The organism is Paenarthrobacter sp. CCNWLY172, from assembly GCF_037402035.1.
In the GTDB taxonomy this organism is placed as follows: Bacteria; Actinomycetota; Actinomycetes; order Actinomycetales; family Micrococcaceae; genus Arthrobacter.
Genome location: NZ_JBBEGB010000012.1, coordinates 93833 through 106168, shown reverse-complemented (window position 1 = coordinate 106168; position 12336 = coordinate 93833). Strand labels below are relative to the sequence as shown.

Genomic DNA, 12336 nt, shown 5'->3' with positions numbered 1-12336 from the left:
GGTACCTTCTTTAAAGACGACACGGTCGTTGCAACTCCCAAAAATTCTGGGTGTTGCAACGACCGCTAGAACCGGCCCTGCGAGGTGGGCGGCCGCCGTCGTACTCATCACCCACAAACGAGAATGCGGGCCCCGCCATAAGGCGGGGCCCGCATTCAACAACCGAAGAACTAGCTCTTGGTCTTGGACTTCTTTTCAGGCCACGGGCCAACAGGTTCTTTGCGTGAACCGTCGTCAACCTTGGAGGTATCGGCGAGGTCACCCACCTTGTGGACCTTCAGTGAGTTCGTGGAACCGGCCTGTCCTGGCGGGGAACCGGCGGCGATGACAACCAGGTCGCCTTCGTCCACAAGATCCATTTCCAGCAGGCTCTTGTCCACTTGTGCGGTCATCTCATCGGTGTGGCCCACGGAGGGAACCAGCACCGGCTGGATGCCCCAGGTGAGGGCAAGCTGGTTCCAGACGTGCTCCACCGGCGTGAACGCGAAGACCGGCTTGACGGGGCGGAGGCGCGAAAGGCGGCGTGCCGAGTCACCGGACTGGGTGAAAGTACAGATGTACTTTGCGTCCAGCTGGTCGGCGATTTCGACGGCGGCACGGGTGATGGCGCCACCGCGCGTCTTGGGCTTGGTACCCAGCGGGGGGACGCGCTCGAGGCCGTGAACTTCGGTGGACTCGATGATCCGGGCCATGACCTTGACGGTTTCGATGGGGTACTGGCCCACAGAGGTTTCGCCGGAGAGCATGACTGCATCGGCGCCGTCGAGAACTGCGTTGGCGCAGTCTGAAGCCTCGGCACGCGTCGGACGCGGGTTGTCGATCATGGATTCCAGGACCTGGGTGGCCACGATGACCGGCTTGGCCCAGCGACGCGCCAGTTCAATGGCACGCTTCTGGACGATCGGCACCTCTTCGAGCGGCAGCTCGACACCGAGATCGCCACGGGCAACCATGATGGCGTCGAAGGCGTCGATGATTTCGTGGAGCTGCTCCACTGCCTGCGGCTTTTCGATCTTGGCGATCACCGGAACACGGCGGCCTTCTTCGTCCATGATCTCGTGGACGCGCTTGATGTCTGAGGCATCACGCACGAACGAGAGGGCGATGAGGTCGGCGCCGCGCTTGAGGGCCCAACGGAGGTCGTCCTCGTCCTTTTCGCTCAAGGCGGGGACGTTGACGGCAACACCGGGCAGGTTGATGCCCTTGTTGTTGGAAACCTTGCCGCCAACAGTAACGGTGGCGACTACCTTGACGTCGTCAACCTCGATGGCACGCATGGCCACCTTGCCGTCGTCGATCAGCAGGGCATCGCCCACGTTGACGTCTTCAGTGAGGCTCTTGAGCGTGGTGGAGCAGATGTCCTTGGTGCCGGGTACATCTTCGGTGGTGATGGTGAAGGTGTCGCCGACGGCCAGCTCGTGGGGTCCGTCAACAAAACGGCCAAGACGGATCTTGGGTCCCTGGAGGTCAGCCATGATCGCAACAGGCTTGCCCAGCTGCGCCGCAGCCTTGCGGACGTTTTCGTAGGTGATGTCATGCACGGAGTAGTCGCCGTGGCTCATGTTCATGCGAGCAACGTCGACGCCGGCCTCCAGCACCGCGAGGGTGTTGTCGAAGCTGGAGATAGCCGGGCCGAAAGTTGCCACAATTTTCGCGCGTCTCATATACCTACCCTAAGTAGTTCATGCTGATTGAGTAAAAGAAACGTTCCTGCCGGCGCTATAAGACCGCTATTGCCCGGTCGGTGGGGGCGACCGGTGCCGGGAGAATGGTGCTTCCCATCAGGAACTTGTCCACTGCGGCCGCACATGCACGGCCTTCCGCAATGGCCCACACAATCAGTGACTGGCCACGTCCGGCATCGCCGGCAACAAACACGCCCTCGGTGTTCGTCATGTAGTAGCCGTCGCGGGCAACGTTGCCCCGACCGTCGAACTCTGCGCTGACCTGCTCCGTGATTCCTGCCGGCTCAGCGCCGGTAAAGCCAAGGCTCAGGAAGACAAGGTCAGCTGGGATGATCCGTTCTGTACCGGCCTTGGGCAGGCGTTTGCCGTCCACGAACTCGGTTTCAGCAACTTTGACGCCGGTGAGTTTGCCGTTTTCTCCAACGAACTCAACGGTGGACGCAAGGTAGGTACGCTCGCCGCCTTCTTCGTGGGCGCTTGCGACCTCGAAGAGGGTGGGGAACGTCGGCCACGGCTGGTGTCCTGCACGTTCCGACGGCGGCTGCTTGCCGATCGCGAGCGTGGTCACCGAAGCGGCCTGATGGCGGTGGGCGGTGCCGATGCAGTCAGCACCGGTATCGCCACCACCGAGGATGACAACGTGCTTGCCGCGGGCATCAATGTGGTTTTCGGGGTTCTCCCCTGCCACCATACGGTTCGAAGGAACCAGGTAATCCATGGCGAAGTGGACGCCCTCAAGGTCGCGGCCCGGGATGGGCAGGTCACGCGGCACGGTAGCACCGGTGGCGACTACGACGGCATCGTAACGGCGACGCAGCTGCTCCCAGGTCACGTCTGTACCAACGGCGACTCCGGTCCGGAAGCGGGTGCCTTCGGCCTTCATCTGCTCCAGGCGGCGGTCAACCTGTTCCTTCTCCATTTTGAAGTCGGGGATGCCATAGCGGAGCAGTCCGCCAATCTTGTCGTCGCGTTCGTAGACGGCCACGGTGTGGCCAACACGGGTCAGCTGCTGTGCCACGGCCAGGCCTGCCGGTCCGGATCCCACCACGGCCACTGTCTTGCCAGTGAGGCGCGTCGGCGGCAGCGGCTGGACCCAGTCGTTGTCGAAGGCCTGGTCGATGATCGAAACCTCGACCTGCTTGATGGTCACTGCAGGCTGGTTGATACCCAGCACGCAGGACGCTTCGCAAGGTGCAGGGCACAGACGGCCCGTGAATTCCGGGAAGTTATTCGTGGCATGAAGTCGCTCAATCGCTTCTTCACCCTTATCCCGCCACACGAGGTCGTTCCACTCAGGAATCAGGTTGCCCAGCGGGCAGCCCTGGTGGCAGAACGGAACGCCACAGTCCATGCAGCGGCCGGCCTGGCTCTTCAGGACACCCTTTTCCTGTGCTTCGTACACCTCTTTCCAGTCCATGATGCGGACGGGAACAGGACGGCGTGGCTGCGTTTCGCGCTGCCGGACTTTCAGAAATCCGCGTGGATCAGCCACCGGTTACCTCCAGGATTCGAGACCATACTTCTTCGCCATCGGGGTCCAAACCCTCTTCAATGGCGTCGAGACGGGTTTGCAGGACTGCTGCGTAGTCGCGGGGCAGTACTTTGGTGATGCGGGCGGCGGTGTCGTCGAAGTTTTCGAGCAGACGGCCGGCCAGGACGGATTCGGTTTCCTCAAGGTGCTTGGTGAGGAGGCCGTGAACGATGTCGCGGTCCTCGGCATCGAGCTCCAGGAGCTGGAGTTCGCCGGTGTCGAGGGCCATCTTGTTGACACGCTCGGGCTGCAGGTCCAGCACATAGGCGGTACCACCGGACATGCCGGCACCGAAGTTGCGGCCGGTGCGCCCGATGATCAAGGTCTGGCCACCGGTCATGTATTCGCACCCGTGATCGCCAATACCTTCGACGACGGCGGTCGCACCGGAGTTGCGGACCAGGAAGCGTTCGCCAACCTGGCCACGCAGGAACATCTCGCCGCTGGTGGCACCGTAGCCGATGACGTTGCCTGCAATGACATTGCGCTCTGCCTGGAACACGTTGGTGCGGTCCGGGCGGACGATGATGCGGCCGCCGGAGAGACCCTTGCCGACGTAGTCGTTGGAATCGCCGAACATCCGCAGCGTAATGCCCGCGGGCAGGAACGCTCCGAGCGACTGGCCTGCGGTGCCGTTGAGCGTGACGTCGATGGTGTCGGTCGCCAGGACATCGATGCCGAAGGTTTTGGTCACCACGTGGCCCAGCATCGTACCCACGGACCGGTCTGTGTTAATGACGTCGAGGGTGATCTTGACGGGCATGCGGTCGCTGAGTGCTTCCTGGGCCATGGTGATGAGCCGCTGGTCAAAGTGCTTGTCCAGCTCGTGGTTCTGGCCGGTCATGTTGCGCAGCGGCACGTCGTCGTCGAACTCCAGCCCGTGCAGGATGGGATCGAGGTCCAGCCCTTCGGCCTTCCAGTGGTTGATCGCTTCGCGGGTGTCCAGCACCTCGGCGTGACCGATGGCTTCTTCCAGGCTGCGGAAACCGAGCTCTGCAAGGATTTCGCGGACTTCTTCTGCGAGGAACTCGAAGAAGTTGACCACGAACTCGGGCTTGCCGTTGAAGCGGGAGCGGAGCTCGGGGTTCTGTGTGGCAACACCAACGGGACAGGTGTCCAGGTGGCAGACGCGCATCATGATGCAGCCTGAAACCACCAGCGGAGCAGTCGCGAAACCGTATTCCTCGCCACCCAGCAGGGCAGCAATAACAACGTCGCGGCCGGTCTTGAGCTGGCCATCCACCTGAACCACCACGCGGTCGCGGAGACCGTTGAGCATGAGGGTCTGCTGGGTCTCGGCCAGGCCGAGTTCCCACGGCACGCCCGCGTGCTTGAGCGAGTTCAGCGGCGAGGCGCCGGTACCGCCGTCGTGACCTGAAACAAGTACGACGTCGGCCTTCGCCTTGGTGACGCCGGACGCCACCGTGCCGATCCCGACTTCCGAAACCAGCTTCACGTGGACACGGGCCGAAGGGTTGGCGCGCTTGGCATCGTAAATGAGCTGTGCGAGGTCTTCGATCGAGTAGATGTCGTGGTGCGGGGGCGGGGAAATGAGTCCGACTCCGGGAGTCGAGTGACGCGTCCGGGCTACCCAGGGGTAGACCTTCTGGGCCATCAGCTGGCCACCTTCGCCGGGCTTGGCACCCTGGGCCATCTTGATCTGGATGTCGTCGGCGTTGGTCAAGTACAGGCTGGTGACGCCGAAGCGGCCGGAAGCGATCTGCTTGATGGCAGAGCGGCGCTCCGGATCCAGCAGGCGGTCAACGTCCTCGCCACCTTCACCCGTATTGGATTTGGCGCCCAAACGGTTCATGGCAATGGCCAGGGTCTCGTGCGCTTCCTTGGAAATGGAGCCGTAGCTCATGGCACCGGTAGAGAACCGCTTGACGATGCTGGAGACCGGTTCCACTTCCTCGAGCGGAACCGCAGGGCGTACACCGTCCTTGAACTTCAGGAGCCCACGCAGGGTCATCAGGTTCTCGGACTGGTCGTCGATGCCCTTGGTGTAGGCCTTGAAAATGTCGTACCGGCGTTCGCGGGTAGCGTGCTGCAGGCGGAACACAGTCTCAGGGTTGAAGAGGTGCGGTTCACCGTCGCGGCGCCACTGGTACTCGCCACCGCCAAGAAGCGGCTGGTGCGGGTGCTCGATGCCACCTTCGGGGTAGGCCATCTGGTGGCGCGCCGAAACTTCGGCAGCGATGACGTCCAAGCCGACGCCACCCAGCTGGGAATGCGTGCCGGAGAAGAATTCGTCCACGAGCTCCTGGGACAGGCCCAGCGCCTCAAAGGTCTGGGCGCCCGTGTAGGAAGCCACGGTGGAAATACCCATCTTGGACATGATCTTCAGGACACCCTTGCCGAGGCCCTTGATCAGGTTGTAGACGCCGTCTTCAGCGGTGACGCCAGTGACGTCACCGTTGGAAATCAGCTGTTCCACCGATTCCATGGCCAGGTATGGGTTGACTGCGGATGCGCCGTAGCCAATGAGCACGGCAACGTGGTGCGTCTCGCGGACATCGCCGGCCTCAACCACCAGCGCGGTCTTGGTGCGGTTGGCGCTGCGGAGCAGGTGGTGGTGAACGGCGCTGACCAGCAGGAGCGAGGGAATCGGCGCCCACTGTGCGTTTGAGTCACGGTCGGACAGCACCACGTACTGCACACCGCGGTTGATCGCGCCGGAAACCTGTTCGCAGATTTCGGTCAGGCGTGCACGAAGTGCCGCTTCCCCACCCTCGGGGCGGTAAAGGCCGCGGACCTTCATGGCGATGCGGTCGCCGTCGGGCGTCTCGATGTTCGCGATCTTGGCGAGCTGGTCGTTGTTGATGACCGGGAACGGCAGGGAGATCTGCGGCTGGCGGACCTGCTTGCCGTCCAGGAGGTTGCCGTTGGGGCCGATGGCACACTTCAGTGAAGTGACCAGTTCCTCGCGGATGGCGTCCAGTGGCGGGTTGGTGACCTGGGCGAAGGACTGCACAAAGTAGTCGAACAGCAGGCGTGGGCGCTTGGAAAGCACGGCGACAGGAGTATCCGAACCCATGGCACCCAGGGGCTCGGCACCCGTGCGGGCCATCGGGCCGAGCAGGATCTTGAGCTCTTCGGTGGTGTACCCGAACGTGCGCTGGCGGATGTTGACCGACGCCGCGGTGTGGACCACGTGCTCGCGCTCAGGGAGCTCGTTGATGTCGATCAGGTTGTCCTTGAGCCATTCAGCCCACGGATTGGCAGCAGCAACCTCGGCCTTGACCTCGGCGTCGTCAATGATGCGTCCGGCTTCGGTGTCCACCAGGAACATCTTGCCGGGGGCGACGCGGCCCTTCTTGACCACGTTGGAAGGCTCTACCTCGATCACCCCAACTTCGGAGGCAAAGATGATGAGGCCGTCTTCGGTGATCCAGTAGCGTCCCGGGCGCAGGCCGTTGCGGTCCAGGGTTGCACCAACGAGGTTGCCGTCGGTAAAGGAAACAGCGGCCGGACCGTCCCACGGCTCCATGAGCAGTGAGTGGTACTCATAGAAAGCACGGCGGGCGGGATCCATGGTGGCGTGGTTCTCCCACGCTTCCGGGATCATCATCATGATGGAGTGCGTGATGGGGCGGCCGGACAGCCACAGGAGCTCGGCAACCTCGTCGAAGGAAGCGGAGTCCGAGGCACCGGGGGTGCAGATCGGGTACAGCTCTTCGGGAACGGAACCCAGCAGCGGGCTCGCCAGCTGCGACTGACGCGCACGCATCCAGTTGCGGTTGCCCTTGACCGTGTTGATTTCACCGTTGTGCGCGATGGTGCGGAAAGGCTGCGCCAAAGGCCATGACGGGAACGTGTTGGTAGAGAAGCGCGAGTGGACAATGGCGAGCTTCGTCTTGAAGCGCTTATCCGAAAGGTCCGGGTAGAACGGCTCCAACTGGGCTGTGGTCAGCATGCCCTTGTAAACGACGGTGCGCGAGGACAGCGACGGGAAGTACACGCCGAACTTGTTCTGGGCACGCTTGCGGATGCGCCAAGCGCGGGAGTCCAGCTCATTGTGCTCAAGCTGCTCACCGGTGGCTGAGGCAAAGAACGGCTGCGAGAAGTACGGCATACAGGCCCGTGCCATGGCGCCGACCAGATCGGCGACCACTGGAACTTCACGCCAGCCGAGGACCGTCAGGCCTTCGTCGGCTGCAAGCGCTTCAATGCCGGCCTTCGCGGTTTCTGCTTCGCGGGACTCGGCGGGAAGGAAAGCTGTGCCCACCACGTACTGGCCAGGGGCGGGCAGTTCGAATTCGGTGACGGCCCGGAAGAACTCGTCCGGTACCTGCATAAGCAGGCCCGCACCGTCGCCGGTACCTTCGTCGGCGCCCACGGCGCCGCGGTGTTCGAGATTGCGGAGGGCGGTCAGAGCCGCTTCCACGATGTCGTATCCCGGTTCCCCGCGGAGCGTGGCAATAATAGCCAGGCCGCAGGCGTCCTTCTCCGTATCAGGGTTGTAAAGACCCTGGGCCTCCGGGAGCGCGGCAAAGCGCTTGAATGGAGACATGGCACCCTGAGGTTCGATATTTTCGGACCAACCGGGGTTATGAAGATGGGTCATGGGAGACGTCCTTCCTCGAGATCGTGCGTATGGAAGGGACAACGTTGGCCCCACCTTGCCTGCCCTGTGACGGGCACAACAAAGCGCTAGTAATTGGAATTGTAGGCCAGCCGATCCAGCGCAACGAACAGTTACGCAGACCTCTGGCCCCGGCTTGACCAGTGAACATCGGTATGCTGCGGTCCGGTTTCCGGGGTGCCACGACGCTGTGGACTGGGCCCTACGAGCGGTGACTCTGTTGCCCCTTGACCGAACGTGACTACTTGGTGTCGTCAGCCTTCGGCGTGGATCCGGGGGCCTTCCTTGCGGCAGTTGCAGCAGATGTGGATTCCGGGGCGGACGTGGTGTCCTTTTCCGGCTTCCCTGCTGTTTTCTGCGGCTCGTCAACGTGGCCCGAATCGCTTTGGTTATCAGGGAGATTACCACGCGAACCAGTATCTGAGACAGATGCGTCCACATCATGACTGGTGACGCTCGTCACCGGAATGGGCTCTTTTCCGGCCTTCTCTTCCGGCTCGCGCCCCGCCAAGTAAGGAGTGTCGGGTACAGGCCGTCCCCGGCGGCCGAGGATGAAGAAGATGGCCAGCGCAGCAATGAAGACAAAGATGCTGGTCCACACATTGAGCCTGGTGGTAATGCCAAACAGATTGATCTGTTCAGCATCATCGATGCGCAACGCCTCGATCCACACCCGGCCCAGGGTGTAGTACACCGCGTAGAGCCAGAAGAGCCGTCCCCACCGGTAGTTGAACTTCTTGTCCAGCAGCAGAAGGATGGCCACGCCCAGCAGGTTCCACAGCATCTCGTAGAGGAACGTGGGGTGGAACAGCGTGCCTGCCGCCATATCCGGCGGGAAGTTCGCGTTGGCTGGATCAATCTCCAATCCCCAAGGCAAGGTGGTCGGCGCACCGAAGAGTTCCTGGTTGAACCAGTTCCCCAAACGGCCGATCGCCTGGGCCAGCAGGAGTCCCGGCGCAGCTGCGTCCAGGAAAGCCGTCAGTTTGACGCCTGCCCGGCGGCAACCAATCCAAGCGCCCACGGCACCCAGGATGACGGCACCCCAAATGCCGAGTCCGCCTCGCTGAATCTGCGGAATCAGGGACAGGTCCCCGGTACCGTCAAAGCCCGGACCGAAGTAAGCGTCAGGCGAGGAGAACACATGGTAGAGCCGGCCGCCGATGATGCCGAAAGGAATTGCCCAGATGGCAATGTCCCACAGGCTGCCTTCAGGAGCGCCACGGCGCTTCCATCGGGCCGACGTCAGCCACAGGCCAACGATGATGCCCGCCAGGATGCAGAGGGCGTAAGCGTGGATACGCAGCGTCCCCCACGGTAGCGGAATGTCGAAACCGGACCACGATGGGCTCGGGATACTCATGGGGACCATTGCCGCTGCGTGGAGGACGGTCTGCATTCGCTTCGCTGTTTCCTTTTCTAGGCTTCTGCAGCTGCGCGGCCCAAGCCGGCGCTGAGGTTCTTGGTGAGTTGCCCGACAGCGTCCACGCCGCCATCGCGGAGAGCCGCCACCAGGGCGGTTCCAACGATCACGCCGTCAGCATAGCCGGCAATTTCACGGACGTGGTCCGGGTTGGACACGCCCAAACCGACGCACACGCGCCCGGCTCCGGCAGCGTGGGCACGGGCCACCACGTCTTCAGCACTGCTGCTGACAGAGGTGCGCGTTCCGGTGACGCCCATGATTGAGACAGCGTAGACGAATCCACGACTTGCCTTGACGGTCATATCAAGTCGCTCCGGGGTGGACGAAGGTGCCACGAGGAACACCCGGTCCAAGCCGTACTTATCCGAGGCCTCGAACCACTCATGAGCCTCGTCAGGGACCAAGTCGGGGGTGATGAGCCCGGCTCCCCCGGCTTCGGCCAGGCGCCGGGAGAATTCATCGACACCCATGCGCATGACCGGGTTCCAGTAGGTCATGACCAGCACGGCCGCATCCGTAGCGGCGGTGATGCCGGCAACAACGTCGAAAACGTTGCTGACACGGAATCCGTTGGCGATCGCCTCGGTGGTTGCAGCCTGGATGACCGGGCCGTCCATCACAGGATCGGAGTACGGGATGCCGATCTCGATGAGGTCAGCGCCATTGCGGGCCAAGGCGATGCCCGCCTCTATGCTTTCCTGGACGGTGGGGTACCCCGCGGGGAGGTAGCCCACCAGCGCGGCACGGCCTTCTGCCTTGGCACGATCGATGGCGGCAGCGGATTTGCTGGCGAATTCTTCAGTCATCAGTTCTGGTCCTCGTTGACATCCCCGGCATCGGACGTGCGCTCGGTGGGGCCCTTGGGCTTACGGGTAGATAACGTAGTGCCCTTGACGTGGCCTTCTTCATCCAACATGTTGAACCAGGCCGCGGCTGTCTCCACGTCCTTGTCTCCACGACCGGACAGGTTCACGATCACCGTGACGTCAGAAGGGTTCTCCTTGCCTTCGGTCAACCGATGGCCGATCTTGATGGCGCCGGCCAAGGCGTGCGAGGACTCGATGGCGGGAATGATGCCCTCGGTCCGGCACAGGAGGCTGAAGGCATCCATCGCTTCGGTATCCGTGACCGCCTCATACGTGACGCGCCCAATGTCGGCCAGGTATGAGTGCTCCGGACCCACGCTGGGGTAGTCCAGACCCGCAGAGATGGAGTGGGACTCGATGGTCTGGCCGTCTTCGTCCTGCATGAGGTAGGAACGGGCGCCGTGCAGGACACCGGGACGGCCCAGGGAGATCGCAGCCGCGTGGCGACCGGTCTCGACACCTTCTCCGCCTGCTTCAAAGCCATAGATCTTGACGGATGCGTCGTCAAGGAAAGCGTGGAACAGGCCGATCGCGTTGGACCCACCACCGATACATGCGGCAATGGCATCGGGGAGCTTGCCTGTTTGCTCCAGGATCTGGCTGCGGGCTTCCTCGCCAATGACTTCATGGAAATAGCGGACCATGGCAGGGAATGGATGTGCCCCGGCCGCAGTACCCAGAAGGTAGTGGGTGTGTTCGACGTTCGAGACCCAGTCGCGCAGGGCGTCGTTGATGGCGTCCTTGAGTGTCTGGGAGCCGTTGGTCACGGGTACCACGGTGGCACCGAGCAGCTGCATGCGGGCAACGTTCAGGGCCTGGCGCCGGCAATCCTCGGCACCCATGTAGACCACACATTCCAGGCCAAGCAAAGCTGCCGCCGTGGCACTGGCCACGCCGTGCTGTCCGGCGCCGGTTTCCGCGATCACCCGTGTCTTGCCCATGCGCTTGGCGAGGAGGGCCTGGCCCAGGACGTTGTTGATCTTGTGGGACCCGGTGTGGTTCAGGTCTTCGCGCTTGAGGAAGATGCGTGCTCCGCCGGCGTGCTGGGAGAAGCGTTTGGCTTCGGTGAGGAGGGAAGGCCGGCCGGAGTAGTTTTTGTTGAGGTCCTTGAGCTGAGCGATGAACTCGGGGTCAGCTTTGGCTTTCTCGAAGGTGTCCTGGACTTCGTCGAGGGCGGCGATGAGGGACTCGGGCATCCAGCGTCCGCCGTAGTTGCCGAAGTAGGGCCCGGAGGCGTTGCGCAGCGAAGGGCCACCTTGCAGGAATGCGTCAGCCGCATTCTCTTCTGAGCCGGCTGTTGGCGCGTTGACCATCAGTCTCACCGTCCTGTTCCAGTTAGTTCATTGGGTAGTTCCACGTGCCGCAAGGCAGCCGCAGGCTCAAGCCCGGGCTGCCTTGCGACAGTTCGCCGTGATTCAGTGACTGCCTCAGTTCCTGACGGCGATGGCGGCAGCTCCAGCTGCCTTGAATTCGGTGATGCGTTCGCGCGGCGTGGAGTCGCTGACAAGCGCCTCCCCCACCAGGATGGCGTTGGCGCCGCCCGCGGCGTAATGCGAGACGTCGTCCACGCCCCGCACACCCGACTCGGCGACGATGACGGCCTCGGCAGGAATCAATCCAGCCAGGGAACCGAAAACCGAGCGGTCGACGTCGAGGGTCTTGAGGTTGCGGACATTGATGCCGATGATCTTGGCCTGGGCCGCGACGGCGCGCTCGATCTCTTCCTCGGTGTGGGTTTCCACGAGCACGTTCATGCCGAGCTCGTGGCTCAGCGCGCTGAACTCCGCCAACTCCGAGTCCGACAGTGCCGCGACAATAAGCAGGATGAGGTCGGCGCCGTGGGCACGGGCTTCCCAGATCTGGTACTCGTCCACCGTGAAGTCCTTGCGCAGCAAGGGAATATCGACGGCGGCGCGGACGGCATCGAGGTCGGCCAGCGAGCCGCCGAAACGGCGCTGTTCGGTCAGGACGCTGATGACGGAAGCCCCGCCGTCGGCATACTGAACCGCAAGGGAAGCGGGATCCGCGATGGGCGCGAGGTCGCCCTTGGACGGGCTGCGACGCTTGATTTCTGCGATGACCTTGAGGTCGTTGCGGACGGATGAGGGACCACCCAGGGCGGCCCATGCATCGTGTGCCGGGGCGGCACCTGCGGCGCGGTCCTTCAGCTCCGCAAGGGAAACGAGACGGCTGCGTGTCTCCATCTCCTCCTTGACGCCAACAATGATGTCATCAAGAACGGTCAC

The 12336-nt window shown here is 62.9% G+C and carries 7 protein-coding genes; all 7 read right to left on the bottom strand.

Features of this window, described 5'->3' with window-relative positions; translation table 11 throughout:
* Positions 1–170: 170 nt before the first annotated feature.
* The 7 genes from pyk to trpC all read right to left on the bottom strand — a co-directional run bounded on the left by pyk (position 171) and on the right by trpC (position 12336).
* Positions 171–1664 (bottom strand): pyruvate kinase, encoded by a 1494-nt coding sequence (gene pyk, locus WBN73_RS17825; protein WP_089594632.1) that lies wholly within the window; start codon positions 1662–1664, stop codon positions 171–173.
* Positions 1665–1719: 55 nt separating this feature from the next.
* A complete protein-coding gene (locus WBN73_RS17820; protein WP_207597218.1) occupies positions 1720–3177 on the bottom strand; it encodes a glutamate synthase subunit beta in 1458 nt (485 codons plus the stop codon).
* A complete protein-coding gene (gene gltB / locus WBN73_RS17815; protein WP_280627785.1) occupies positions 3170–7783 on the bottom strand; it encodes a glutamate synthase large subunit in 4614 nt (1537 codons plus the stop codon). The genes WBN73_RS17820 and gltB overlap by 8 nt, the downstream gene beginning before the upstream one ends.
* A 259-nt stretch (positions 7784–8042) precedes the next feature.
* Positions 8043–9197, bottom strand: a complete 1155-nt coding sequence (gene lgt / locus WBN73_RS17810) for a prolipoprotein diacylglyceryl transferase (RefSeq protein WP_337340917.1) — start codon at positions 9195–9197, stop codon at positions 8043–8045.
* A gap of 20 nt (positions 9198–9217) precedes the next feature.
* Entirely contained in the window at positions 9218–10030 is an 813-nt protein-coding gene (gene trpA, locus WBN73_RS17805) for a tryptophan synthase subunit alpha (RefSeq protein ID WP_207597215.1), read from the bottom strand.
* Complete coding sequence (gene trpB, locus WBN73_RS17800; protein WP_337340918.1) at positions 10030–11403, bottom strand: tryptophan synthase subunit beta; 1374 nt, start codon at positions 11401–11403, stop codon at positions 10030–10032. The genes trpA and trpB overlap by 1 nt, the downstream gene beginning before the upstream one ends.
* Positions 11404–11517: 114 nt before the next feature.
* Positions 11518–12336 (bottom strand): indole-3-glycerol phosphate synthase TrpC, encoded by an 819-nt coding sequence (gene trpC, locus WBN73_RS17795; RefSeq protein WP_337340919.1) that lies wholly within the window; start codon positions 12334–12336, stop codon positions 11518–11520.

Excerpts from the sequence above, each read along its gene's own strand:
- pyk (WP_089594632.1), bottom strand. The coding sequence starts at position 1,664 with ATGAGACGCGCGAAAATTGTGGCAACTTTCGGCCCGGCTATCTCCAGC.
- gltB (WP_280627785.1), bottom strand. The coding sequence starts at position 7,783 with ATGACCCATCTTCATAACCCCGGTTGGTCCGAAAATATCGAACCTCAG.
- lgt (WP_337340917.1), bottom strand. The coding sequence starts at position 9,197 with ATGCAGACCGTCCTCCACGCAGCGGCAATGGTCCCCATGAGTATCCCG.
- trpA (WP_207597215.1), bottom strand. The coding sequence starts at position 10,030 with ATGACTGAAGAATTCGCCAGCAAATCCGCTGCCGCCATCGATCGTGCC.
- trpB (WP_337340918.1), bottom strand. The coding sequence starts at position 11,403 with ATGGTCAACGCGCCAACAGCCGGCTCAGAAGAGAATGCGGCTGACGCA.